The organism is Bacteroidales bacterium, assembly GCA_013141385.1.
GTDB lineage: Bacteria > Bacteroidota > Bacteroidia > Bacteroidales > Tenuifilaceae > UBA8529.
This window is the reverse complement of record JABFRB010000019.1, coordinates 95,945-122,848: the sequence shown is the minus strand read 5'-3', so window position 1 is coordinate 122,848 and position 26,904 is coordinate 95,945. Positions and strand designations below refer to the sequence as shown.

At 30.3% G+C, this 26,904-nt stretch carries 20 protein-coding genes; 1 reads left to right on the top strand and 19 read right to left on the bottom strand.

The window, feature by feature from the left end; translation table 11 throughout:
- Positions 1 to 31 precede the first annotated feature (31 nt).
- Positions 32 to 1,108 (top strand): ACR3 family arsenite efflux transporter, encoded by a 1,077-nt coding sequence (gene arsB / locus HOO91_11400; protein ID NOU18150.1) that lies wholly within the window; start codon positions 32 to 34, stop codon positions 1,106 to 1,108.
- A 624-nt stretch (positions 1,109 to 1,732) separates the two neighbouring features.
- On the opposite strand, the gene HOO91_11395 is transcribed toward arsB, so the two are convergent.
- From HOO91_11395 to HOO91_11305, 19 genes are all read right to left on the bottom strand, one after another.
- Positions 1,733 to 2,371 carry a hypothetical protein gene (locus HOO91_11395; protein NOU18149.1) on the bottom strand — a complete coding sequence of 213 codons (639 nt, stop codon included), beginning with the start codon at positions 2,369 to 2,371 and terminating at the stop codon, positions 1,733 to 1,735.
- Positions 2,372 to 2,389: 18 nt separating this feature from the next.
- Complete coding sequence (locus tag HOO91_11390; GenBank protein ID NOU18148.1) at positions 2,390 to 4,513, bottom strand: TonB-dependent receptor; 2,124 nt, start codon at positions 4,511 to 4,513, stop codon at positions 2,390 to 2,392.
- A gap of 204 nt (positions 4,514 to 4,717) precedes the next feature.
- The gene (locus tag HOO91_11385) at positions 4,718 to 5,899 is read right to left on the bottom strand and encodes an OFA family MFS transporter (GenBank protein ID NOU18147.1); all 1,182 of its coding nucleotides are present in this window, start codon (positions 5,897 to 5,899) and stop codon (positions 4,718 to 4,720) included.
- A 12-nt stretch (positions 5,900 to 5,911) separates the two neighbouring features.
- A complete protein-coding gene (locus HOO91_11380) occupies positions 5,912 to 7,066 on the bottom strand; it encodes a hypothetical protein (GenBank protein ID NOU18146.1) in 1,155 nt (384 codons plus the stop codon).
- Between the two features lie 210 nt (positions 7,067 to 7,276).
- On the bottom strand, positions 7,277 to 8,446 hold the full coding sequence (locus HOO91_11375; protein ID NOU18145.1) for an MBOAT family protein: 1,170 nt from the start codon (positions 8,444 to 8,446) through the stop codon (positions 7,277 to 7,279).
- A gap of 269 nt (positions 8,447 to 8,715) precedes the next feature.
- Positions 8,716 to 10,167: an AMP-binding protein gene (locus HOO91_11370; GenBank protein ID NOU18144.1), complete on the bottom strand. Its 1,452-nt coding sequence runs from the start codon at positions 10,165 to 10,167 to the stop codon at positions 8,716 to 8,718.
- A gap of 26 nt (positions 10,168 to 10,193) precedes the next feature.
- Positions 10,194 to 11,162, bottom strand: a complete 969-nt coding sequence (nadE, locus tag HOO91_11365; protein ID NOU18143.1) for an NAD(+) synthase — start codon at positions 11,160 to 11,162, stop codon at positions 10,194 to 10,196.
- 21 nt (positions 11,163 to 11,183) lie between these two features.
- Entirely contained in the window at positions 11,184 to 13,160 is a 1,977-nt protein-coding gene (gene asnB, locus HOO91_11360) for an asparagine synthase (glutamine-hydrolyzing) (protein NOU18142.1), read from the bottom strand.
- Positions 13,161 to 13,167: 7 nt separating this feature from the next.
- Positions 13,168 to 13,521, bottom strand: coding sequence for an acyl carrier protein (locus HOO91_11355; GenBank protein ID NOU18141.1), 354 nt, complete (start codon positions 13,519 to 13,521; stop codon positions 13,168 to 13,170).
- A 455-nt stretch (positions 13,522 to 13,976) separates the two neighbouring features.
- Positions 13,977 to 15,137, bottom strand: coding sequence for a radical SAM protein (locus tag HOO91_11350; protein ID NOU18140.1), 1,161 nt, complete (start codon positions 15,135 to 15,137; stop codon positions 13,977 to 13,979).
- 90 nt (positions 15,138 to 15,227) lie between these two features.
- Complete coding sequence (locus tag HOO91_11345; protein NOU18139.1) at positions 15,228 to 15,992, bottom strand: hypothetical protein; 765 nt, start codon at positions 15,990 to 15,992, stop codon at positions 15,228 to 15,230.
- Between the two features lie 34 nt (positions 15,993 to 16,026).
- Positions 16,027 to 17,241 carry a hypothetical protein gene (locus HOO91_11340; protein ID NOU18138.1) on the bottom strand — a complete coding sequence of 405 codons (1,215 nt, stop codon included), beginning with the start codon at positions 17,239 to 17,241 and terminating at the stop codon, positions 16,027 to 16,029.
- Entirely contained in the window at positions 17,238 to 18,896 is a 1,659-nt protein-coding gene (locus HOO91_11335; protein NOU18137.1) for a radical SAM protein, read from the bottom strand. The genes HOO91_11340 and HOO91_11335 overlap by 4 nt, the downstream gene beginning before the upstream one ends.
- Before the next feature lie 74 nt (positions 18,897 to 18,970).
- Positions 18,971 to 20,620, bottom strand: coding sequence for a radical SAM protein (locus HOO91_11330; GenBank protein ID NOU18136.1), 1,650 nt, complete (start codon positions 20,618 to 20,620; stop codon positions 18,971 to 18,973).
- 11 nt (positions 20,621 to 20,631) lie between these two features.
- Complete coding sequence (locus HOO91_11325; protein NOU18135.1) at positions 20,632 to 22,377, bottom strand: ABC transporter ATP-binding protein; 1,746 nt, start codon at positions 22,375 to 22,377, stop codon at positions 20,632 to 20,634.
- 11 nt (positions 22,378 to 22,388) lie between these two features.
- The gene (locus HOO91_11320; protein ID NOU18134.1) at positions 22,389 to 23,186 is read right to left on the bottom strand and encodes an NTP transferase domain-containing protein; all 798 of its coding nucleotides are present in this window, start codon (positions 23,184 to 23,186) and stop codon (positions 22,389 to 22,391) included.
- A 24-nt stretch (positions 23,187 to 23,210) separates the two neighbouring features.
- Positions 23,211 to 24,530: a hypothetical protein gene (locus HOO91_11315; GenBank protein NOU18133.1), complete on the bottom strand. Its 1,320-nt coding sequence runs from the start codon at positions 24,528 to 24,530 to the stop codon at positions 23,211 to 23,213.
- Between the two features lie 9 nt (positions 24,531 to 24,539).
- Positions 24,540 to 25,823 (bottom strand): hypothetical protein, encoded by a 1,284-nt coding sequence (locus HOO91_11310; protein ID NOU18132.1) that lies wholly within the window; start codon positions 25,821 to 25,823, stop codon positions 24,540 to 24,542.
- 158 nt (positions 25,824 to 25,981) lie between these two features.
- Positions 25,982 to 26,860, bottom strand: coding sequence for a class I SAM-dependent methyltransferase (locus tag HOO91_11305; GenBank protein NOU18131.1), 879 nt, complete (start codon positions 26,858 to 26,860; stop codon positions 25,982 to 25,984).
- Positions 26,861 to 26,904 lie beyond the last annotated feature (44 nt).

Below are 26,904 nucleotides of genomic sequence, written 5' to 3'. Positions count from 1 at the left end.
TCAAATTGTATTATTTTCAAATTTTAAAAATATGCCCTCACAAAAAAGACTTAAATTCCTCGACAGGTACTTAACCCTGTGGATTTTTTTAGCCATGTTTATTGGCGTATTTGCTGGCTGGCTTAGCCCAAGTGTGGCTGAATTTTGGAACAGCATGTCAAGCGGTACAACCAACATACCTATAGCGATTGGCTTGATAGTAATGATGTTTCCGCCTCTAGCAAAAGTTCGGTATGAAGAGTTGGGTGATGTTTTCCGTAATTGGAAGGTATTATCATTATCACTAGTTCAGAACTGGATAATTGGACCAATTCTGATGTTTGCTTTGGCAATAGCTTTTTTTAAGTTGTTTCCGGGTGAGAACAATGCCAATCTTCCCTATATGTATGGAATTATTATGATTGGCCTAGCCCGCTGTATTGCAATGGTAATTGTTTGGAACGATTTGGCAAAGGGAGACACACAGTATGCTGCAGGACTAGTTGCTTTCAACTCAATCTTCCAAGTGCTTTTCTTTTCGGTTTACGCATACTGTTTTATTGCTGTACTTCCCGGATGGTTTGGTATTCCAACCAACAGCAGTGTTGAATCAATAACCATTGGGCAAATTGCGAAAAGTGTCTTTATCTACCTTGGAATCCCTTTTATTGCTGGGTTTTTAACCCGCTTCATCCTAATCAGAGTAAAAGACAAGGATTGGTACCATACCAAATTTGTACCTAAAATCAGCCCGTTAACCCTGATTGCACTTCTATTCACAATTATTGTGATGTTCTCTCTAAAAGGGGAATATATTATTAAAATACCCGTAGATGTAGTGTTAATAGCAATTCCATTACTAATCTACTTCATTGTGATGTTTGTTCTATCGTTCTGGATGAGTAAAAAGATTGGTGCTACCTACGAACAATCAACCACCCTTTCGTTTACAGCAGCAAGCAATAACTTTGAGTTGGCCATTGCGGTTGCCATCGCAGTATTTAGCATAAAATCAGGTGAAGCTTTTGCAGCAGTTATCGGACCACTTGTTGAGGTTCCGGTGATGATTGGTCTGGTGAATGTGGCGTTCTTTTTTAAAAGGAGATATTTTGACGTTAGTTTGAAGTGAGGAATTATATTAAAGAATTTAGGATTTGATGTATTGCATATTTTTGATTTTGCATTTATGCAAAATCAAAAAACCTCTGTGCTCTCGGTTCTTTTTGGTATGAATTATTATGATAGGTTCGTATTTTATTGAATTAGGGCAAACAATATTAAAAAGAATTCAATATTAACCAATCTGCTTCCAAAGGAGCAGAGACTTTATATTTTGTCAATATTGTTGTATTAATTTTTTTGAAAGGCGAGCATGTATAATAGCTACAGCTCGCCTTTTACCTTGCAGAGTTTGTAAGTTCAATTCCAATCTTACGCTATCGCACCGAAAAAATATATACCTCGGCCAATAAACATACTATTATTCTTAAATCGAACACACGAAAAATTAATAGGAAACAAATTCATTTTCAAAGACAAACCATTTTCACGAAATTTCCAGCAAGGTTAAGTAGCCTCTTTGAACCAGAAAGGCAATTTTCACCACAAGCACTTCAATATTATCTTGTTGATAGTTTCGGCCATGATGTGCTGGTATGTCTTAGATATTCGCAGTCAACTTTGTGAATATCTTATGAGTTCCCTAATATTTGGAACTTAGAGGTTATTCTTTATCAGCAAATGTCTATCACTCTTATTTTTGACATTCTCCAAGAAGCATTTCACAGCGTTCTTTTCCCCAATTAGGGTCTAATATATTTGCAGGAGTATATTTATCAAATTTTTCTTTCGCTATCTGGAGAGTCGATTTTGCTTTTTCCTTTCCACCTCCGAATTCTACTGGCATGTTGTATATTGCTTCAGCTTGTGTCAGATATATTCTTGGATTATCAGGGTTTAAAGATTTAGCTTGCTCAAGCAATTCGACTGTTTTAGGATATGTTTCCATTGCAATTGTTTGATCAACTGCCATTAGCCCATATAGAATCATTACTTTCAATACAAGAAGCTCTGATTCTTCCGGTTTAAGTTTTACTCCTTCATCAACACAATTTTGTGCATGGTCAAGATAATTCTTTTTCTTCGCTACATCTGTTTCCATATAATTAGCAGCAAGATAATAATAAGCTGCATAATACCATGCCGTCCATTGTGTTTGTTCTGCTAATGCAATGCGCTCATAATTAGCCGATAACTCTTGTAAATCAGAGCTAGTATACGCACTTTTGGCTTTTTCCATGTTAGCAAGCATTGCTTTAGAAAACTTATCATCTTGCCCATTTCCTAAAATACAAGACAATAAAAAGAATGCAAGAAAAAATAGTTTTTTCATAGGATTAAAAGTTTTTAATTATTTAAATGAAATAAAGGCACCTATAAGGAAAAAACGTTCGGGTGTGCTTACAATAGGGTATAAAGTATCCTTGTTGTAATTATATCCAAAAACGTTATTAAATCCACAAATATTATTTACGTTAAAATACAAAACTGTAAGTTTTTTCCAAACCGAAGTCATATAAATGATATTAAGACTAATATCATTATATGCTTTAACTTTAGCATGAATGTTATCTCCCAAATTTGGATTAAACCAGTTTTTAATACTAGCATAAGTATAATTTATTCCAATATGTGTATCAATTTTAGGAAACATATACTTAACAACAACGGAAAAGGTATGTGGAGAAATGTAAGGAGGCGTGTCGTCCTTAGTATAATTTTTATAATCACGTTTTGTGTTGATATATGAGTATGATATCCAATAATCCATATTTTTCAGAGTTTTGCTATCGCGCCAAAAAACATCAATGCCCATCGAATACCCATATCCTCTATTGTTGTAAGTTAATGGATCTATATTGTTTTCGTTTAAATACTTTACCAGATCCTTATATGTTTTTTTGTATCCCTCGACTCTAAAAATCTGGTTGTTTTTTTCATATTGATAATTTATTATATAATGTGAGGCTTTCTCTGACTTAAGTTTATTATTATAGAGTAGATATTCATTTTCTGGACGCTGCGTAAATTGCCCATACGCAAAGGATATCTGAGCATTTCTGCTATATTTATAGGCAAATGATATGCGAGGGCTGAGTTTTTTCTCGTTCATTAATGATAAATATTCACCGCGTAACCCAGTTCTAATAGCAAGCCTTGAATTTATACTTATTTCAGATTCGGCAAAAAGAGCAGGATTAGTAACCAAAAAACTTTGTTTAAAAGTGGTTAAATCCAAAAAGGAAAAGTATTTAAAACTAAAAGAGTATATTGATATGTCTTCACCCAATTTCAAAGAAAAATGATCATTTAATTTATTAGTCAAGATTAATTTCTGATGAGCAGAGAAAACGGGTTCAGAGACTTTGAAGGTATCTTGCATAATACTAAGATTATCTTTGGTAAAAGAAAATCCTACTCTAATTCTCCATTTGTCTGATAATTTGTCGGTGTAAATAGTATTTAGGTATATATCCTTGTTCTTAAGACTAACAACAGTGCCGCCGTCTTCATCAGCACTTGGATTATAGTGCATAGATGCACTGTTTAAATTAACAAAACCATATAATTTAAATAACCCGTATTTACCACGTTTATGCCTATAAATGGTAGTAAAATCAACGCTTTCTGGGTACTTTACCCAACCAATATTGTTTTTTAAGATCTTATATGTAAAAATCAAATTGCTATAATTTGCAGTTAGAGCAAGTGAAGATTTATCCCATCGTTGAGTTTGGGATGCATTCACTCCAACAGACGTAAGAGAAACAGCACTTTGCGTTTCATCGGCTATTCCAATAGAATTTAAATTAACTACAGAGGAAAGTGCTTGTCCAAATTCGGCAGAATAACCACCCGTGGCGTATACTGTACCAGAAAATAAAGTAGGAGAAAAACGTCCACGACTTGGTAGGTCTGGTAAACTTGAAAAATATGGATTTGTAGCCTGTAATCCATCTATATAGGTTTTTGTTTCGTAACCTTCACCTCCTCGAACATATAGCCCTCCTTTGTCACCAACAATCTGAGAACCTGGAAAAGACGATAACGCTCCAAATACGTCCCCTAAAGCACTCGGTGTTGTGGTAATATCAAGCAATTTAAGTGTAACGGATCTCTTTTTATCGCCAGCTTCAAATGCACCTACATTAATCGTAACGGGATCTAATTCTTTCATTGATTCAACCAAAGTAATCGTTAATGGTTCTATTTTTTTAGATAAATCTAATTCAATTTCTAAGTTCTTATAGCTCAGAAATGAAACCGCCAATAATTGCTTACCTGTAGAATCAGTAGTGAATTTGAAATATCCTATAGAATCAGTTGAGGCTCCATCATACGTACCTTTAACGTAGACGTTTGCACCAATTAAAGGTTCTCCTGTTTCATTAAAGACCTTACCACATATTCTAACTTGAGCGTAAGTTGAAGCAGTAAACAAAACAAAAATCAATATGCATTTTATTTCTTTCATATCAAACTCTTTCCTCCTCTGTTTATAAACACAAGAAAGCCATTAAATGGTAAGACCTGTTACGTGTAAGTCGAACAGAATTACTGTTATTCTATTTTACATATTATTCTTGTCAAAACTTCTAGTTGATTTTTTTCAGTAAAACGAAGAACCTTTTGAGGATTTTATCATGCGGAAACACATAATTTATTCTTTCCACTTCGCTTATTTTAGTGGTTGTAATGATTTTAATTTCATTAGTATATTGATACAAATTACAAAAAGAAAGATTGCAATTAAATGAGGAATATTTAAGGTTCCTGTCGCAACTATAAAATTACTTCTAAACATAGGAACAAAAATACTAGCTATTCCCCATGCCGTATAGACTAACCCAAAATTTAGCCCAAAGTTTTTTAAGCCAAAAGAATCGATCATTAATGATGGAAACAGGGTGAAGAGTGCTCCATAAGAAAACCCAGTAATTGCAATTCCTAAAGCAAGGAGAGGAACTGTTGTATAACTCCAATAAAACAATATATTAGCAATTTGGATGAAAATTATGGTCAGAATAACCTTGCTAAAACCGAATTTATTGTAAAAATAACCACTCAACACCCGCCCAATAAAATTAGATATTGCAAGAATAATAACCAAGGTAAATCCTGCTTTCCATGATGCTTGAGCGTCAGCAATACTTCCTAAAGAACCAATAATTAAAAGACTTGCAACTGAAAATAGCAAAAGCAATGACCAAAAAGCATAAAAAAATTTCGATCCAAGCATTGTTTTCCAATTATAATCGACCTGTTTTTCTTCGGAAAACAGGTTTTCAGGTGAAGGTTTTGTCAATAAAAACGCAAATATTACTAAGAAAATAGATGATAGTACTCCAAGAATGATAAATGTATTTTGTATTCCGTAAAGTTTCAGCAAATAGTTTGTTAACAAGTCCATGTATAATGGAGCCAATCCCAGGCCAGAAACAGCGAAACCCAAAACAAGTCCCTTCTGCTTTAAAGGGAACCATTTAATAACACTAGGTATAGTTGTAGAGAAACATAATCCCATTGCTGATCCACAAATTACTCCAAAAGTTAATAACATAATAAAGTAATTTGCTGCAAATGCAGAAAGAATGAAGCCCATTCCAAATAAAATTCCGCCAATTACACCCACATATCGAGGGCCATATTTATCCTGTAGACGACCACCAATGATGGTTAATACCACAAACATAACTAAAGCTATGGTAAAAGGTAATTTAGTTGATCCGGCACTCCAATTCAATTCCTTTATTAAGGATATTTTAATTTCGCTCCAGGCATAAATACCTCCAAGAAACAAATTTACAAAGAATGCCGCAAGTAAAATTCCCCAGCGTTTTTGTACATCTGTATTTTTCATAAAATAAATTATTTAGTTTATATTCAAATTGTTATAAAGATAATCGGCCACAAGTTTATGACCTTTGTGAGTCCAATGACCGTCTCCTTTAATATAATAAGTGTTTACAACTTCTTCTGGAGAAAGTGAATTGTTCATAAAGACCGGATACAGATTTATAAATTGGGCATTATACTTCTTGCAATAATTTTCCCATAGTTGAACATACTTACATTCAATATGGTGCTCAAGAACCTCTTCGGGTAAGGGATGGGTTACAACAATCATTTCAATATTGTAATTGCGGCATAATTCAAATAAAGAACTAATGTTGGTTTGTGCTAAAGTAAATCCTTTTTTCCCCCATTTTTCATAATTTACACTATCTTCCCAATATAATCTTTGGTTGATATAATCTTGTTTAGTAGGCCATACATCTTCACAAAGAGGCAAGGTTGAGGATGGTTTGGTAGGATCTTTTAAAAAATTTCTTCCTCGATAAATTTCTGAAAGAGCGAAGTATAAGAAAGAATTTTTTCGGAGGTACTTTATTGCCTTATTCTTGCGTGAATTATAATCAGCATCATTTTTACTGATTTTAGGGACAAAACTTTCGTATATAATTTCATCTGAGATTTCAACTGTATTTGCAAAAACAATTAATTTATTAAATTTTAATTTAGTTACTTCAATTAAAAACTTTGTTTTTAAATAAATAAGCTTAGGAGAATATGCTATTACTCCTGCGTTTAATATCTCATATTGGTTTTGATCGTATTTATTATAAAGAAGACCTACAAAAGACGAATCGAAAGTACAACCATAACCCTCTACATAAGATCCTCCGATGAATAACATTCGGTCTTTTTGTGTGGAAAGCGGAATATTTCGTTCGGAGTGATCGATAAAACCTAGAGAGTTTGTTTTTACAACATAATCTTCACCTGCAATAAAGGGTAAATTCAGAATACCAGCATTAAGTTGATTTTGAACATTAATATTAGTTCTACAACTTTGATTAGGTAATAATGAATGATGGTAATATGAGTGTTGAACTCTAAAGTCGTTGTAAAAACTACTTTCAGGAATAAAAAAGATGGAACAAATATGATCAATAATAATAATGAATACCACTATAATTATTTTTCTAACTTTTGTTTTGTTTTTGTTATAAAAACCGTTACTCATAGTTTGTAATTATTTAGATTTATTCATGTTCTTATTTTCAAGTATCGAACTAGTACTTTTAAATTAATAATTGAGGTTAAAACTCAATAAAACTGAAATGTTGCTTAACTCTACATGAATTAGTTATTGTAATACAGCCACCTAACAATTATTGGTTTTAAATTTAGGACTTTTAAAGAACTCAAAAAATTAATTCTTCGGAAAACCTATCTAAAACAAGGTATAAATGAATGGTGTTGACGTTACGCTCGTTACGAAATTAATCAATAAAACAAAAAACAAGAAAATTATAATTGCAGGAAATGCCCACCATGCTTTTATTTCCTTTATCCCCTGTTCTTGTATAAAATCAACAACAAAAACAATTAATAATGATATTAATATGATTACCTTATCAATATCTGTTATAAATGGAAGGGTTAGTGTTGAAAAATTAACATTTATGAATAGTTTCGATATAAAGTATAAAGCGTCCGATAATGAATTTGCATAGAAAAATGTCAATGATAAACAAAAGAATAGGTAAGTAGCCAGACAGCTAAAAGAAGTAACTAAATACGAGGGAAACTTACTTGCAATTTGAAGCCGATATTTTTTTGTAAAAAATTCATAATTTATAGCTATTCCTTGCAACAAACCGAGAACAACAAATTTCCAACTTGCTCCATGCCAGATGCCAATTACAAGAAAGGTAATAAAAACTGCAAAAAAGCCCGACCAACTGCCCCATTTTCGCATCTTGAATGATAATCGCTTAAATATAAATTCATTACACCAATTAGAAAGTGATATATGCCATCGGCGCCAGAATTGTGTTACACTAGGTGAGAAAAAAGGACGATTAAAATTATCGGTAAGTTTAAATCCAAATGTTCTGCCAACCCCTAAAGCAATATCAGTATATCCAGAGAAGTTACAATATAAAAGAAGAGGTTGCAATAAGAACGTTACAAATAGGGTATTACCACTATATTGACCAATATTTGGGTAAGCGCTGTTGATTATTACATATAATCGATCGGCAATTACTAATTTCTTAAAAGCTCCCCATAATATTAATTGAACACCTTCTTGTATATTCTCCCATTTAAAATTTTGGACAGATTTTAGTTGGGGAATAAATGTTTTGGATAATTCAATTGGTCCTGAAAGGAATTTTGGGAAAAAAAGAAAATAATTTGAAAATATGAAAATGTTTCGTTCTGCTTTTTCATGTTCTCTATACACTTGAAGAATATAGCCAATTCCTTGAAATGTATAATAAGAAATACCTATAGGAATTAAAATGTTATTTGTATGGAAGTTGTTAGAGAAGCCAAAAAAATTGAAAAAAGATAATAATCCAGTAATAATAAAACTGAGATATTTAAAGAAAACCAAAGGTAAAATATTAAGAATAATTCCAGTGTTGCAGATAATTTTCCTTAATTTTGGATTAGGTTCATATCCATCTAATAAACATATAATTAAATAATTAATTAGAATATAAGCTAGAACATAGGTTAGAAACCAAGCAGAAACAAATAAAATAAAAAACGAACTTGCTACAAAAAGCAAAATATTTCGAGTTTTCGAATGTAAAAAGTAATATAAGCAGAGTGTAACAATAAAAAACAAAAAAAACTCGATACTATAAAAATCCATAAACTTTAATTATATTTTTTACCAGAAGCATTTAACTTAAATGTTTTTTTAATTTCAATAACTCTTGGAATTTTAAAGGATTCTAATTCCTTGGAGCAGTACTCTTGAATAAAGTCTGAAGTTATTCCACTATCATTATTAACAATAATTTCAGCTTTAATAGTTTCGCCAACGGTATCATCCATTGTTTCCGAAATTATGCAGTCAATAACATTTTCTATTTGCAAAATAACCCCTTCTATTTCTTTAGGACTTATCCTGTTTCCCCGAATCTTTAATATCTCTTTTCTTCTTCCTGTAATATAAATAAACCCTTCATCATCAATTACACCTAAATCTCCAGTTCGCAACCAGTTGTTACGAATGGTTTCTTTAGTTGTCTTTTCATCATTATAATAACCCAACATAATATTTTCGCCTCTTGCAACTAATTCACCTACTTCGCCCGTTTTTACTTGATTATCAAAAGAGTCAATTACATTAAGGTCAACCCCAGGAATTCCTTTGCCTATTGAACCTATCTTTTTTCGAATTAAATGCGGAGGTAGAAAAGATAATCGTGCAGTAGCCTCAGTCTGACCATACATCACATAAAATTTTATTTTTGGGAAAGTCTCAATAAACTCCAGAATAAATGCATCATGTAATTTTCCACCAGCCTGGGTCACATATTTAAGGTTCGGGAAATCTGTATTCTTGAAATCCTTTGTTTTTCGTAAGAGTATCTGAAAATGAGTGGGTACGCCTGCAAATCCTGTGCATTTGTATTCTTTGAGATTATTAATGACGGTCCCGAGAAACATAAATGAGTTGTTTAATACAAGAGAACCGCCAACTCTTATGTGAGTATGCAATAACGAAAGTCCATAACAATAATTGAAAGGCAAAACAACCAGCATTGTATCCTTTTCACTTAACTCCAGATATGAAATAATTGAATTTGTATTAGCTATTAAATTCTTGTGTGTTAGCATTACACCTTTTGGCGTTCCCGTTGTGCCAGATGTGAAAATAATCTCTGCAATGTTGTTTGAATCAAAATCAGATTCTAATAATTTGATCTCCGCTTTTTGATTAACTATTTCTTTCAACGCCTTTTCATCAACTATTTTCCATTTAGCGTCAATCAATGTTTGGTTATGGGCATAAGGAGTAAATATAAGTTTAGGATTACATTCTTTTAAAATATATTTTAGAGTCCCCTCCTCAATCTCAGGATTAAGAGGGATGCAAATATTATTTGATTTTATAATCGCAAGATAAGCAGTAATAAAAAATAGGGAATTAGCAGAAATTATTAAAATATTATTTCTGCTACCAATTGTCTCTTGGATATGTTGAGCTAAAAACAAACTAGTTACGTGGATTTCATGATACGAAGCCTGCTCCGATTTTCGGAGTAACAAATTTTTTTCTAACTCTTTAGTTTGTTCAAATAAATAATCGAAAAAATTCATCGCTGAATTATTATGTAATTATAATACTATATAATGGGTGGAGTTCTTAGGTATTCTGTCGTTTTTTGCTTTCTCTCAAAATTAGAGTATATGATCTTAATTTCTCGCTCAGATTTATTAAGAGTTTTCCCTACAATTTCAGGCTCAATTTTATTCTCATATCCATACCAAATTAAATCCATTTCATCAAAAGGTAATTGATAGAAAAACTCTTCTTGAGTTTGTTCCGCAGTATAAGTATCAGTTGTAGGAGTCCGTTCAATAATTTCTTTGGGTATTCCTAAGAATTCAGCTATTTGATAAACCTGATTTTTATAAAGATGACCTATCGGCATAACATCTGCACCTCCATCTCCATATTTTACAAAAAAACCTTGGTTCACTTCATGTTTGTTGGGAGTGCCTATAACTGCATAGTATTTTTGTTCTGCATAATAATAAAGCATTGCCATTCTGCAACGTTGTTTAAAGTTTGATGCAGCAACAATTTGCAGATATTCTTTGGCGGGTAAAATTTTACTTTTATTTTGACCTGCAGGATCGATTATTGTTAATGAAAAAACTGGCGGTAAGTTCTGATTTAATCCTGTTTGATTAATACCAATTTTCATTTTATAGTAACATGGATCATATTCCGGGAATATGCTTCTAACAGCTTCATCTCTTCTGCGATAACAGCCAAAACCCTCCAGTGCTTGAGTGATATCTTCTTCAATTGTCTGTACTCCAAATGCATCAGATAATTTTAAGGCTAATTGTTTACTTTCTGGATTAGAATCTTTTTCGGGAAGGATTAATCCTAAAATATTTTTTGATCCTAGTGCTTTTACTGCCAAAGCAAGGGTTACAGAAGAGTCTATTCCTCCACTTATACCAATAACGCCACCGTTTCGTTTTAAGGTTTCAAGAACAGTATGCTGTATTTTTTGTACAATATTATTTGCTGCTTTTTCTGGATCGTTAAATCTGAGAATTTCCTTGTTAAAAGTATTCATAGTTTTATATAAAACCTTGGGTTAGACTTCTTCGATAAGACGTAAACTGCTTCTTACTTTCGTATCTGAAAGCGGAAATTGTTTTGTTACGAACATTTGTAAAAATAATTGTGTGGAAATAATAGCACAAATAGCCATATTGTCTATTTCTGTCATATTTTCATTACTTCTTGCTTTCTCAAAAAGTTTTGTTGTTAATAATGGATTAAAAACTCCATGATTTGAGATGGTTTGAGCATTAGTAAGTGATTCTATATAATCTATATTTTTTTTTCCAAAAAAACTATTTCTTATAGGTGCTCTGTATGCTTGCTTTTTTCGATTAAGTACTGAATGAGGAATTTCATTTACCATGATTTTTTTTAGGATATATTTCTCATTTAATCCTGACATCTTGAAGTTTTCAGGTAATTGACATGCAAATTCAATTAATCGATGATCCAAAAAAGGGTAACGCCCCTCCACCGAATTTGCCATAGTCATTCTATCACTTTGTGTAGACAGAAGATAGCCCGACATAAATGTGGTAGATTCAATGTATTGTGCTTTCCCCAGATTGTTCCAATTATCAAAATTATGAGGTTTATGTTTTATCCAGCAAGTAAAAGGGTCAAAATTTGATACAATATTATTGTGTAAGGGGTGTAGATATTTTAGAAGGTGCTTTCCATTATTCCACCTCATGATATGCGAATAATAAGGTAATTTGACATCTTCTAATTTGAATCCATAAAAAAATTTTAATGTATGTATATTAGCATCTTTAATTTGTGGAATGTATGGATAGAGTTTTTTCAATAATAATGATCTATACTTTGAATTAGGTTCACATGCCCAAAAACGCCGAATTGCCATTTCCTTGAAAATGTCATAACCTGCAAGCATCTCATCGGCACCTTCTCCTGTCAGAACAACTTTAATATTATTTTGTCTTACAAACTTTGAAAGATTATACATTGGCGCTGGAGCCGAGCGTAACATTGGATTTTCGGAATGCCAAACTACTTGTGGAAAAACATCTGCAATTTCTTCATTAGTGCATTTTAGACTTTTGTGATTAGTGTGAAAAAACGTACTAACCTCTTGTTGATAAACTGTTTCATCAAATTCTTGATCCGAAAATCCAACAGAAAAAGTATTTAGTATACCTGGAGCAATTTTATTTATCAAGGCTGTAATAGCCGTTGAATCAATCCCTCCACTTAAATAAGCGGCGACTGGAACATCGGCATTTAATCTTATCCTTACTGAATCGGTAAGTATCTGCTTGAGTTTTTCACCAGCATCGCGAATATTGATTTTTTTAGATCCAAAATCCTCTGAAAAATCAAGTTTCCAGTAAGATTCTAATTGAACTTCTCCATTGCCTATTTTAAGATAGTGACCCGGAGGAACCTCCTTAATATCATTTAAGAGTGTAGCAGAATTTAACGTTGACCAGCAAGTAAATATCTGACACAGAGAAGTTATTGAGAGCTTTGGAACAATTTCCGGGTGTTGAAGTATTGCTTTGATTTCTGAGCCAAAGATAAATGATCCATTATTTTCAGTATAGAAAAGCGGACAAATACCAACTCTATCCCTTGCCAATAATAATTCCTGTTTTTTTTTATCCCATATTGCAAAAGAAAATTGCCCATTCAATTTGGAAAGGAAATTTAACCCCCAAATAGAATAGGCCGCTACAATAACCTCTGTATCACTTTGTGTTATAAATGAATAACCATGATTTTGTAATTCATTCTTAATTTCATAATAATTAAATATTTCACCATTAAATACAATCCAATAGTTTTGTGAAGAATCGCTCTGCGGTTGTTGCCCCGTTTCTAAATCGAGAATACTTAACCGAACATTCCCTAATCCTAAATTTTTGTTTAGATAAATACCCCTCTCATCAGGACCTCTGTGATTTATAACATCAAGCATACATTCAAGCAATTTAACCGAAACAAAGTTTTCCTGCTTATAATTTAGTATGCCAACAATCCCACACATATTATTTTTAAGAAAGTTTCTTTTTTAAAACAAAACTTGTTATTGCATTAATGGATTCAAAATTTTCCTCAATTAAGTCACGATCTTGTAATGAAATAGCGAATTCTTTTTCCAAAAAAGAAATTAAGAAAGTAAAACCCATCGAATCGAGATACCCTTCTCTAAAAATTAAAGTTTCGTTATTTATTTTTGATTTGTCAGCAAAAGTTTTATCCAAAATAAATTCTTTTACTTTTAATTGTAACTCATTGTCCATTGTAATCCGCAAATTAAATTTTATGCCCGCTTTTGTTCCTGATAATTTCCATACATCAAAAAAAATAGAAAATATTAAAATCGAATTGCAACTTAAACAAGGCATTGTTTTATGCCAAGAAATTCTACATGACTCCTTTATTTTCCACTATAGATAGAATTGTATAACTTTCTTTTAACGCAATTTTTATTTCTTCTGCATATTTGAGCCTATCATTGTGTGATAAACAAAAGTTAATGTAATTAACGTCAGTTCGATGTAAAAAACAATGTATAAACCTATATATCAATCGATTTGTTTTATTTGAATCAATGGAATAGTGGAAAATACAAGCAAAAATCTAACCTCTTGTTTTGACTTCGTCGAGTTCCGCTTCGCTCCAGTTCCATTATTCCAACCTTCCATCATGGTACTAAATAATTATATGTCTATGAAAGTTAATATATTATCACATTTCTTATATCGAACTCACGTTAATTAATAATTATAATTTTTGTTAAACATATGCATGTGTTAAATTAGTTCTGATAATTTAAAAGCGTATATGAATTTTATTAGATTTAACAATTTAAATCTAATGAATTATAATCAGTATATAGCCCGCCACATCTATTGCACAATGATAGTAATCGAGTTTTTAGCACTTCTCGAAATTTATTTGCTTTGTCACCATTCCAAATTTCATCAAAATTTGATTGAGTAATGTTTCCAATTTTATATTCCTTAAAGTCGGGACAAAAATAAACATCTCCATTAGGCCTAACAATCATGCCATGCCATGGCGCAAAACATCTCTTGTGTCCAAAAGTGTTATGGATATTTTGAAAATACTCATCGACTTCAACAAATTCGTTGAAATTAGCCCCATCTTCACCCCATAAAGATTCTAAGAAATTTTTAACAGATTTTATTTCAATGCCGCTATTATCATGAACAAAACTAAATGGTGTTGACGATAATTCGGTATTAAAATATTTTTTCATCTCTTCTTTATACTTGACAACCTGCTCTTCTGTTGTGTGTAGCATTGGCTCAAATCGCATCACTACTTCATTGAATTCTTTCATAGATTCGAGGTTAAAACCTAGTTTAATACCTCTTTCTGCAAATTGTATTTTCAATTGACTAATAAATTCTTTCATATAAGCACTGTTATAATCAGAAATTACGCAATTAAGAAAAAGCATTGGATAATGACTTCTTCTTCTCTTTTTTTCTTTAATAATTATTTCAATTCCATCACAAACACTATTGTATAACCCATTAATACTCCGAATAGAATCGTGAATTAAAGGAGGTCCGTCTAATGAAATCGAAATAACATTAATTTGATTTTCAACAATGAATTTGGATTGCTTAACCAATCGAGAACCATTCGTTAGCAAAATTATAGGAAGATTATTATTTTTTAAAAATTGAACAAGGGGCTCGAAATTTTTGTATAGAGTTGGTTCCCCACCGGTTAGCATTACCCAAAATTGTTTTTTGTTAATTTTTATTGCATCGTTGACAAATTTAGTGATAACACTAAGTTCAATCTCTTCTAAAGACTGTTCTCCTGAGTTGTTCAGAGCCCACCCTTTTTCTCCCCAAATATGGCAGAAATTGCATCTTGCATTACATTTCTGATTTGTGAACAACAATAAAAGACGTAAATCAGGCTTTATATTTTGAAGTAATATATCAGTCTTTTCTGGATCTAGGCTTGATTTTTTAAACATATGGAATTAAAATAATTGATTGGTAAATAATAGGTTGGTGATATTTATTAATCCACCTATAAATGAAAAACATAATCAACTAACAATAAACTACTTAGTATCTTCCTTGATAATCGCATCTATATCAAATTCACTATCTTCAATATTTATGTTATTAAAAACAGATTCAAGTTTCAGAAATCTGGCATTGTTTGCCACTTGATTGCTCTCATTTACATCTTGAACAACTACTTCTTGCGGATAAGTTACATTTTCTATTTTGGTATATGATTTTGTTACTATTTTACGAGCCGAAGGCTGCTTAGATATAATATCGATATGGCTTTCTTCAATAATATCTATGGTTTTTGTTTCGGAATTTACATAAATTCGATGTTTCTGCTTAAACTCATCTGTAACATCAAAAACCAAATATTCTTTATCATCATCCTTAATATTCTTTATGAAATTAAAATCTTTTTTTTGATAAACAGAGAATTTATCTAGCCATGTTAAAATTGTAATTCTATACTCATTTAATTCCGTTTGAGTCATAATATGGGTTTCACCAAAAATTTTGTTAATTCCTTTGTTTCCATCATAAATAGTAAGGAGAAGAGGATTTCCATCCATCGTAATAATTTGCATTTTAAATTTATTTGGACGTTTATAAAAATAGAAACATTTTAAATTATTCCCTTTGCTATCATGAATAGACCAAACTTGCTTTTGATCCTTAATTTTTTGTACCGTTTCTTTTTCTCCACACAGATTCATAATTTTATTGAGAACTTCATTTTCATCAACTTTTCCTGAATTGCATGAAAGAGAAAAAAGGACAATGAAAATTAAAGATATTTTACTAAATGTTTTCATATTGATTTTTTTAAACGTTATATTTAAACGATATTTATCCTATTGTCTTATAAGAATAACATTGTTCAATAAATTCGACCGCTTTAGTAGCTGGATTTGATTCCATTTCTATTTTATCCGCTATTTTCTTTACATTGAATTTATAAATATCTTTTGATATTTCATCAAAGGCTTTTTTTATATCAAACTCAGTAATCTCATCCGGATACTTTTTAATACGAACACCTAATTTTAGTTTTTCAATTTGACTTGAAATTTCCATATGATCCCCGTTGAAAGGAATTATAACACTTGGTTTTCCTGCTTTTAAAACTTGCATCGTTGTTCCATGCCCTCCGTGGTGTACAACAAAATCAACATATTTTAACGTTTCTTCTAAATTCAAATATTTGTGGAATTCACAATTAGGATATTTTTCTTTATTGATTTCTAATGAGAAATTATCGCCGATGTTAAATATATAATACAACTTGTTATTTAATACATTAAGCAACACATCGATTAAATGTTTGAAAGGAAATGTACTGCCTAAAGTCACTAGTACAACTTTTCTCCCATTTTGAACATGTTGCACAGATTCCCACTTTTCCCATCCATTCCATATTAAAGGGCCAACAAAAGAATGTAATCTGTCAGAGAAACAATTTGTACTATTTTCTAATTCAAACTCCTGAATTCCTGGTATTATCACAGGTGAAAATTTATAGTTACTTAAAAAATTTAGTAGATTTATGTTTGGTAGAGTTTTTAATGCCGACATTATCTCTTTATATGAATCTTCAAGATCCTTTATGTTAACCTCAATATTTCCCTTATTTTGTAGTGTTTCTATTTCATTTTTTGTCCTTATTCCCATATGGTTTCGTATTTCGATAGAGGGAATTTTTAAATACTCAGCAACAAGATGGGTTGTTGCTCTACCATCATAAACAACAATATCAGGTTTTATTTTTTTTATTGCATCAAAATCATCTTTAATCATTTCTTTAAAATTATATCTAACCCTACTTAAATGACTATTAAATTTCATTTGATAGTCTTCGGGAGCTCCAAAAATAGTCTGTTTGTCAAAATCACTTGAGATTACTGGCAATACATTATAACCTTCTTTTTGTATGATGCTTAAATATCTATTACATGCAATAAAATGAACATCATGTTTAGATCTTAAAGCTTCTGCAATACACAAACATCGGGAGATATGTGAAAAATAGATACTCAATGGAGCAAATAGAATTCTCAACTTCATAGTGAATAATTTGAAACAGCTTCTTTAAATAGCGGAAAGCTAATTTGAAGGTTTTTAAGTTTTTGATATTTTTTTCTTGTTTGTATTGAAATATCTTCATAGTTCCTTCCTTGCGTTTCGTCAAATGAATAAATATGAAAATTGTTTTGACCATCATCATTTACCCAATTGTGGTTAAGATTATTTAGGATAACCTGCCTATTTCTATCCAGTATTTCATCATAACTTGTAACAATCTTTAGATCAATTTTATATTTTTGAGGATAAACCCACATTAAGGTATTCGGAACTACAAAATATCTATTCAAATGAAAAATATTTATAATATTTTTGTTTTTTTCCAGAAAATTATATGTATCATAAAACTCATCTTCAAACTCATAAGGAAAACCAACAATAACCTCAAGATCTGCTGCAATACCTATTTCTTTACACCAATTAAGCACGCATACTAAATCGTCTATATTTATTTGTTTGTTTATATATTTTAAAAGTTTAAAACTGCCTGTTTCAAACCCAAAAATTAGTTTTCTGCAACCAGCCCTATACATTAATTCAAGTAATTCTTTGCTTAAACCATTAACACGAGCACAATCGCTCCAATAAAATTCTAATTTTTGCTCTATTACAGAATTACAAAATTCAATTACAAACTGTTTACTATAATTAAAAGTGTTATTAAAAAAATAAAAGTATTGTGAATTGTAAGTATTCATTAAATGTTTAATATCCAAAATAACTTGTTGTGCCGGTTTGGAGTAAGGCTTGCTTTTTATTTCTTCGCTTTGCTCACAAAATGCGCAATTATAAGGGCAATAAAAGTTAAACACGTAAGGTAAGAATAAGATATCCTCCTTGTTTTGTGATGTAGCCTTTAACCGATTAGATGCCTTAATTCCAAAAGGGGAAGGGTACCAAAAATAATTTTTAATATTATTTTGATGATTTAATGTATCTATTGTGGTTGTGTATGAAATTAAATTTAAACCAGTGAAATCTGGGAGTGTGAATGTTGGTTTGGCTTCAGAATTGGCAATTAACTTATCATCCTCCCAATAAATAGCACCTTCAAGATTTTTATAAACTTCATACATATCTTCATCACCTAATGCATTTAACAATTTTGCTAAAGATACTTCTCCCGGTCCCTTAATAAAAAAAGTAAAATTTTTACGTAACGATTTCCATAATTCTGAAAATAAATCATTAAACATGTAAATATATTTAAGATTAATTCCTCCAAAAATAATGGGCTTGTCGTATTTTAATTGTATATATTTAGCCAATAAGAAGGCGAAGTGGATTTCAAAAAAAGAAATACCGGAACCTATTGATATTCCAATTGCATCAATTTTGTGAATATCAGTTTTATTTAAAAATGGCTCAAAATTATTTTCAAGTTCTTCATTCAGACTATTTGCATTCAATTGGTCAATAACAAACTCCTTGTTAAGTAGGTCAAGAAAAAAATTACCTTTTTCGAGTTTTATATTATTAACATCAAAATCGCAATACAAATCTAAAATACTTACATTGTTATTATTGTTATTTTCTAGATATGATTTCAAAATCCCAAGTTCCATAGGAGGGATATTTTTTCCATAAAATAACCCAAGTTCTTCCGGAACCAAGATTATTAAAATATTTTTAACCATCTCAACTGATCAATTATTCAAAAATTTATTTGAATCGAAATAATTTCTGCTTCAATAAAATTAATTTAGGTAACTTAGGATATATATTTAGATGAATCAATAAAGGATTTAAATGATTGTTGTAAAGAGTATATTTTTTCAAATCTTGCATTGATATCAGAATTAATCTCATTCCAAGTACGGCCATTAATTTCATTAAATGAATAAATATGAAGATTCGACAATTCTATATCATCCCCAGTACTATAGTTATACCTTCTCAAAAATAAGTTTTTGTTTTTATTCAATATTATATTATAGTCCTGAACTTCAAACAACTCGATATTGTAGTTTTCTGGATAAGTACCCATTAATGATTCGGGTACAACAAAATATCTATTTAAATAAAAATAATTTATATATTCTCTGTTTTGATCAAGAAAATTATATGTATCCATAAAGTCATCCTCTGTTTCATAAGGGAATCCAATAATAACCTCCAAATCACACATGATACCTATTTCATGACATAATGTAAGAACTTTATATAGTTGATCAATATCTAACTTTTTATTAATATATTTCTGTAGTTTTTTACTTCCAGTTTCAAAACCAAAAACAAGTTTGCGACAACCAGCTTTATACATCAGCTCTAGTAGTTCTTTTGTTAAGTTATTGACACGGGCACAGTCGCTCCAGTAGATTTCTATATTTCTTTTTATTATTCCTTCACAAAATCCCCTAACAAACGAAGGGGTGTAATTAAATGTATTGTTTACAAAATGAATGTATTTTGTTTTATATTTTGAAACTAAGCATTCAATATCTTTTAATACTGTTTCCGAATCTTTGGAACAAGGGGAGAGTTTGTTTTTATCGCTTTGACTACAAAATGCACAATTATATGGACAATGGTGATTAAAATAGTAGGGTAAAAACACTTCTTTCATATCATGTTTTTGATATTTAATCTTATTCACATCTTTTGCAAAGTTGTTATAAGGGAATGGCCATCCAAAATATTGAATTATATTTTCTTCTAAGTTTTCAGGATTAAAATATGATGTATAATATGAAAGAGAAAAGCCATCAAAGTCTGGACAAATAAAGGATGGATAAGCCTGCTTATTAGCGTAAACATTGCCTTCTTTATAATATACAGCACCTTCGAGTGTCAAATATATTTCGCCTGCATTACCACTAGCATAGGCACTTACCAATTTCTCAAATGAAGATTCACCTGAGCCAACAAAAATATATTTAAAATTATTTGAAATCAATTCCCATAATTCCTTAAAAGCAGTTTTAAAACTGAATATATGAGAAATATTTATTCCGCCAAAAACAACCGGTAGATTATACTTACATTGAATATATTTACCTATAAGTAAAGAAAAATGGAGTTCGAAAAGTGAAACTCCACTTCCTGTTGAAATCCCAACAAAATTAATATTAGTAAAGTCTATGTTTTGAAATAATTCACCAACCAAATCTTCAATTGGTTCTAAATGAGAGTTATTAATTAATTCGAAAACAGAATCCTTTTTAAAAAGAGCAATCCATTTGCGATAGCTATAGGATTTTTTATGTTTCATTTCCTTGAAAGGAATACTGAGATCATAGGATTTTACATTGTGGTTTTTTGATCGAAAATAACCTTGCAAAACTCCAACCGCCAATGGAGGTAGATTTTTCCCCATATAAAAGGACGATTCTTCTGGAGCTACTAAAATTAAAACATTCATAAACAATTGTTTTATACTAATGAAATTTCCATTTGTTCTTTAAATAAATTCCAGTAATATCCTTTTTTTAACATTAATTCTTCGTGTTTTCCTTGCTCAACAACAGTTCCGTTGTTTATATAAACAACCTCATCAACTTCTTTAATTGTACTAGCCCTATGACTAATAATTATGATAGTAACATCTTTTTTCTTCTCCTTTAAAGTGACAAGTATTTCTTTTTCACTTTCCGAGTCAAGTGATGCAAAAGCTTCGTCAAGAATAATTATATCAGCATTTTTAATGAACGCTCGGGCTAGTGCAATTCTTTGTTTTTCACCGCCTGACAATTTTGTTCCTTGATCGCCAACACGTGATTTAAACTCTTCATCCAATGAAGTAATAAGACTGTATATATTTACTTTTTTTGTGGCCTCTATAAGTTCTTCCTCGGAACAATTTATTTTTCCAACTCTAATATTTTCAAAGATTGAATCATTAAAGAGATAGTTTTCCTGAGAAATATAGCAGATTTTTTCTCTGAGCTGAAAGATGTCAAACTTTTGTATGGGTACCGTGTCAATGTAAATACTACCTTCTAAGGGGTCAAAAAATCGCAACAGCAAATTAACTAAAGTTGATTTACCGCTACCATTATTACCAACAATTGCATAAGTTTTCCCTTTTATAAATGAAACATTTAAATTCTTGATAATATTTGATTCATTATAGTTGAAACTTACCTGATCAAAATGGATTTTATCCTTGAATTCAAAAGGACAGACTGAATCTGTTTTTTTTTGGATTGTTTCTGTTGCAAGTATTTCATTAATCCTTTCCATTGAAACCGAAACTCGGATCACATCCATGTATAGATTTTGTAAATCTTTTACAGGGGACATAATATTTAGTAAATAGCTTAAAAAAGCCAGTAGTGAACCAATTGTAAGCAGATTGTTTATTATTAAATATCCTCCATACGAAAATAAAATAATCACAACAGTAGAAAATACTAATCCCATGATGGCAGAATTAAAAGCTATTAGTTTAATCCTCCTCATTCCAAGATCAAATCTGGAAGTTAGTTGTGATTGAAGTTTATTATTTTCCTCCTCATAAATATTAAATGCCTGAATCAATTTAATGCTATTAAACCTTTCTATAAAAAAGCCAAGTATTTCTGAATCTTTTCTCCTAATTTGTTCAAGTGTCTTTTTAATTCGAGGTTGAAAGTAACGTAAAGTAACAATGGTTAATGGAAGCGTTATACTTATAAGCAGAAATAATCGTGCATTTAACCAGCATAAGGCACTCGTATAACCAATAATCATGATAAAATCCTTTATCACCCTTAATAAGCTGTTAGTGATAAAGTCGCGTAAATTATCAACCTCATTATTTGCTCTTTGAACAATATCACCAATTTTATTTTTCAAGAAAAAACTCTGTGGTAAATAAATAATATGTGTAAATATGGATTTCCTTATATTGATCATTATTTTTCCGGTTATGAGTCCGTTAAAATAAGTGCTAAGAAATTCAATTCCTGTAGAAAAAAAGCCTAAGGCAACCATCAGGATCAAGAGTTTAACTAATAGTTGTTTATTCTTTTGCATCAACGCATCATCCACAAGTATTTTTAATAAATATGGATTTAAAATATTGATAGCAATTGTTATTAAGGATAATAACAATATAAATATAAGTGCTGCCTTATACGGTTTTAAAAAGGTATAAAACTTTAAGAATAATTTAATTTTGATGTTATTAAAGATCATATTTATGATTACTAATGAGTCTTAATGGTCTTTTTTAAAATATCCAATATATGAGTACTGTCATACTTTTTGGTACATTCAATGAAATTCGCCTTTAACAAATCAATATCGCTGGTAATATTGATATTGGCGCATGTCTTCTTTATTGTTGAAATAGGGATATTCCTATCAAGCATTATTTGCATTGCTTTTACGATACATAATTCACCTTTTTCCTTATGATTAGATTTGATCATTTCATCAAGGACTTCAAAGATTATAGGGTTTAACACCACAGAACCATCCCAACACCATTTACCCTCAATTTCATTTTCCTTTGGTTTTTCCTTTAACCTAGTAATGTAGTTGTTGTTAATTATTACGTTACAGCCAGACATAATAGTTTCAACGTCATCATATTCGACTATTCCCAGAATGTTTTCATCTTCACATTCCCTAATTTTTTTAAACGAAGTAATATCATTATAATATTCATCCCCTAGCAATAGGATAAATCTTGAGTTCTCTAATTGGTTTTTTAATAACCAAAGCGCATGGCCTGTTCCTCCTAAATAATCTTGGTTTATAAAATCATAATCAATATCGGCGTGATTAGTTTTTTTCAAAACTTCGGTAATCATACCATGATTATTACCAGAAACGACTATATAAACCTTCTTAATGCCAATTGAATGCAAAATCTCAAAATGATGCACGATAAGTGGCTTATCAAAGATTGGCAGAGTTATTTTTGGGAAAAACTTAGTTAAGGGGTACAATCTACTTCCACTACCAGCGGCAAGTATCACTCCAAAGTCAAGGTTTTCCATAATATAATTGTATTAGTATAAAAATTAAATGTGATTTAAAATTTCTTCTGAAGAGAGCAGGTTTTTATTATTGTAAATGTATTTATCCTGATTTTCAAATATTTTTTGAAACGATCCAGTATTTGAAAATAAATTTCTGAAAAGTTCAATATTACTTTCTTCATCAAAAAACTCTGTTTCGACAAAGCAATCAGCGAAACCGTTATTTGTATACATTTCTTCTAATTCACATAAACCTATTGGAAATGATCGATATGGAAAGAAAAGATCATTTTCAATTAGTGTTTTTATTTTATCTGTTATGAAATTAGAAATTTTAAATGGTGATCTAATTTTGCCATTTACATTAGTTGTGCTATTTTTAAATACAACAGAAAGAATGTTCGAGAATACGGCTTTTCCTAAATTCGAACTCATTAAATTATCGGTCAAAAATAAATCGCACGCAAGAAGATGTTGCATAAACTCTTCGTGCTTTAGGGGAGGGATTTTTATGAACTTTATATTTTTTGTATTTATAACGTTTTCAACTTTTGTTTTCCCTGATAAACTTATATATGTAAAATTTTCATCTACTTTAGACAAATAGTGTAATAAAATTGGGAAAAAGGTTTCTTCATAATAATTATAGTTGACATTTAATTCTTCGAAGAGTCTGTCAATTACACGCTCTTGCCATAAACCGATTGCATGAAATATTAGTTTTGAATTTTCATTTAATCCATATTTATTGCGAATTTGAGTTATATTATTTACGTTTTTTTCAAGTTTATCTTTATAAATTCCCCAGTAAAAAATATTTTTATCAAATTGTTTGGTGTTATCGTGATGTGGGCAGGGACGGATAATAAAAGAAAATCTATCATGCATAGGAGGAAACTCTTTTTCTTGAAAATCTCTTTTTGTTTTTAATTCAATAGCTTGTGCTATTTCATCCTGTTTTACAATTTTACCTTCAGGGGCAAATCCGACATGATCAAATGTTCCCATTGGTATATTCTTATCAAACCAATGAATCGAATAAGTATTGTTATTAGAATAGCCATCCTCTTTATAGTGATGCCAATCAGCCACAATAATGTATTTTGGGGATATTTTCTTAGCAAATTGCTGTAGTATATTCTTATTAGTGTCAGAATCAAAGCAATTATTTGTTTTACTATCGTTTGACAAAACGAGGATTTGATCTTCTCTAAAACCAAACGTTAATAGATAATCTTTTCCTAGCTTTGGTGCAATAAAAAAACAATGATGTCCAAATCCCATTAATTCTTTTCCAAACAATGCCAGCGTAAATGTTTCTCCTAAGGAATTTATCCCAGTAGAGCATAATAAAACATTCATACCCAATTTTTAAAGTTGCATTAAAATTTCTTCGGCTGTTAATAACTTTTTATTAAACTCAACATATTGCTTTTGCTTTGATTGAATTTCTTCCGAAAGGCTCTTTTCTTTGATTAACTTGTAAAATAGTTCTTTTGAAGATACTTCATCAAATAACTCTAACATTATAAAACATGATGTAAAGGGGTTGTTATCATACATTTCTTCGATTTCATTCAATCCCATCGGAAAAGCCTTATACGGGAATAGTAATTTATGATCAACTAAAACCGAAATCTTTTCTCGTATATTATCTGTTAATTCAAAATTGCAATGCAAATTATTTTTTTTGTCAAACGTCATGGAGTTAGTGAATACAATGGGAATAACATTGCCGTATGCTGCTTTTCCTATATTGGAACTCATTAAATTATCAGTAATTAGTATATCTGATGCAAATAAATGTTGCATAAATTCACTGTTGCCTATTGGTGGTTTCCATGTAATGTTTATATTGCGATACTTTGTTTTAGTTTCTTGTTTTACCTTTCCTGAAATAACTATATAAGATATTTCTTCGTTTAAGTCAGTTAAATAATTAAACATAATTGGTAAAAAAATATCCGCATAATAATCTTTATTAATTTTTGAGTTTAAGAATATCTTATCAATTGCTCTTTCCTGCCAAAGACCTATGGGATGAAAAATTTGAATATTATGTGAATCGGAATATTTTCTAAATCCCTCTTTATGCGTAGTTGAATAATCAAATTTATCTTTTATAATAGCCCAATAAAAGATTTTATCTTCGTTCTTTTTAAGATTGTTATGGTGAGGGCAGGGACGAATGATAAATGAAAACTGATTTGTTGGCGGAATTAATTTGTCAGTTTTGTATCCATTAATAAACAGATCAAGTTTAATACCCTTTGGAGCAAAGCCAAAATGATCAAATGTTCCTAACTTTATTTTGTCATTAAACCAATGAATATTATATGAATTATTATTTGAATTCCCGTTTGGTTTAAATTCATGCCAATCAGCAACTATAACAAAGTCAGGAGATACTTTGTCTAAAAAAGCATCAAATATTACTTTATTATTTTTTAGTAGTTCTTTATCTTCTTTAATCGATCCTTTTAAAACTAAAATTAAATGCTCGCTAAAACCAAATGTTAATAAATACCGTTTACCTAATAATGGGGCTAAAAAATAACATTCATGACCTTTATTCATTAACTCTAATGCAAAATTAGCAATTGTATAAGTTTCCCCCAATGCATTGATTGCTGGCGAGCAAAACAAAACTTTCATTTAGACAAACACCGGTTAATGATTATACTTAAAACGGATTATTCGATTGTTTTTTGTTTTTATAACGCATCTATACAAAGTTTCTCCGAATTATTATATTCAATAGGAAGATTATATATTTAAAGTAAAATGAGTATACTTAAATTGCTTTTATCAATTTAAGTATTTTTAAAACAAGCAAAAAGAATTCTATACCAAGTTTTTTCAAGTTCAGTTATTATTGGAGATTGAATTACATATATAGTTTTATATCCTGTATTAAAAATTCCATTTACTAAGGACTGATATGTGGGCACAAAAGATTTATCATTGCTTACGGCACTCCACGGATGTTGTTTATGATCAGGTGTATCGCTTTTATATTCAAACCACCAACATCCTTCATATGTTTCGTTTTGATATTTTACTTCATACAGTTTTTTATCAGGATAAACATTCTTTAAAAAGAAATTTTCATGTTCATTTTGATTCTTTGGAGCATAATGTGTTTCCAGAAATAATATACCATTATCAGATAGCAAATTATTAATAGTTTGTAAAAATTCAATAGGAGAATCTAAATGATACAATAGCCCTAAGCATAAAACTACATCAAAGGATTCTTTATAATCTTTAATATTTTTTACATCGTCATGCCTAAACTCAAGATTATTAAGGTTTAAAAAATGAGCAACAGCTTCGCATTTCTCGAAATTAGATTTGCGTCCCTCAATTCCAATTACTTTTTGGAAACCATTTCGAGCAAATTCAACTGCGTAACCTCCTTCTAAACAACCCAAATCCAATAATTTAAGATTACTCTTATTTTTTTCAAAACCAACTAGCTTTAACAAATCTTTTATGGCTTTATATGTTGGCATTTCTGACATTACAGGAACATCGGAATAATTTATTCCGATTACATTTTTTAAATATTGAGAACCTTTTTTGCTATTGTTTGATATTGTAAAAGTTGTAATATCGTCTTGTAGTTCAATATTATGAGATGTAAAACAAAAATCTTTAAGAATCTTTAAATAATCTTCTTTGTTATTCATTTTAAGCATTTTTACTTTAATTTGGTACTACATTATATAACAAA

What these genes read in the sequence shown, in the direction of transcription:
- arsB (NOU18150.1), top strand. Translation starts at nt 32, where the DNA reads ATGCCCTCACAAAAAAGACTTAAATTCCTCGACAGGTACTTAACCCTG.
- HOO91_11395 (NOU18149.1), bottom strand. Translation starts at nt 2,371, where the DNA reads ATGAAAAAACTATTTTTTCTTGCATTCTTTTTATTGTCTTGTATTTTA.
- HOO91_11390 (NOU18148.1), bottom strand. Translation starts at nt 4,513, where the DNA reads ATGAAAGAAATAAAATGCATATTGATTTTTGTTTTGTTTACTGCTTCA.
- HOO91_11385 (NOU18147.1), bottom strand. Translation starts at nt 5,899, where the DNA reads ATGAAAAATACAGATGTACAAAAACGCTGGGGAATTTTACTTGCGGCA.
- HOO91_11380 (NOU18146.1), bottom strand. Translation starts at nt 7,066, where the DNA reads ATGAGTAACGGTTTTTATAACAAAAACAAAACAAAAGTTAGAAAAATA.
- HOO91_11370 (NOU18144.1), bottom strand. Translation starts at nt 10,167, where the DNA reads ATGAATTTTTTCGATTATTTATTTGAACAAACTAAAGAGTTAGAAAAA.
- nadE (NOU18143.1), bottom strand. Translation starts at nt 11,162, where the DNA reads ATGAATACTTTTAACAAGGAAATTCTCAGATTTAACGATCCAGAAAAA.
- asnB (NOU18142.1), bottom strand. Translation starts at nt 13,160, where the DNA reads ATGTGTGGGATTGTTGGCATACTAAATTATAAGCAGGAAAACTTTGTT.
- HOO91_11355 (NOU18141.1), bottom strand. Translation starts at nt 13,521, where the DNA reads ATGCCTTGTTTAAGTTGCAATTCGATTTTAATATTTTCTATTTTTTTT.
- HOO91_11350 (NOU18140.1), bottom strand. Translation starts at nt 15,137, where the DNA reads ATGTTTAAAAAATCAAGCCTAGATCCAGAAAAGACTGATATATTACTT.
- HOO91_11345 (NOU18139.1), bottom strand. Translation starts at nt 15,992, where the DNA reads ATGAAAACATTTAGTAAAATATCTTTAATTTTCATTGTCCTTTTTTCT.
- HOO91_11340 (NOU18138.1), bottom strand. Translation starts at nt 17,241, where the DNA reads ATGAAGTTGAGAATTCTATTTGCTCCATTGAGTATCTATTTTTCACAT.
- HOO91_11335 (NOU18137.1), bottom strand. Translation starts at nt 18,896, where the DNA reads ATGGTTAAAAATATTTTAATAATCTTGGTTCCGGAAGAACTTGGGTTA.
- HOO91_11330 (NOU18136.1), bottom strand. Translation starts at nt 20,620, where the DNA reads ATGAATGTTTTAATTTTAGTAGCTCCAGAAGAATCGTCCTTTTATATG.
- HOO91_11325 (NOU18135.1), bottom strand. Translation starts at nt 22,377, where the DNA reads ATGATCTTTAATAACATCAAAATTAAATTATTCTTAAAGTTTTATACC.
- HOO91_11320 (NOU18134.1), bottom strand. Translation starts at nt 23,186, where the DNA reads ATGGAAAACCTTGACTTTGGAGTGATACTTGCCGCTGGTAGTGGAAGT.
- HOO91_11315 (NOU18133.1), bottom strand. Translation starts at nt 24,530, where the DNA reads ATGAATGTTTTATTATGCTCTACTGGGATAAATTCCTTAGGAGAAACA.
- HOO91_11310 (NOU18132.1), bottom strand. Translation starts at nt 25,823, where the DNA reads ATGAAAGTTTTGTTTTGCTCGCCAGCAATCAATGCATTGGGGGAAACT.
- HOO91_11305 (NOU18131.1), bottom strand. Translation starts at nt 26,860, where the DNA reads ATGAATAACAAAGAAGATTATTTAAAGATTCTTAAAGATTTTTGTTTT.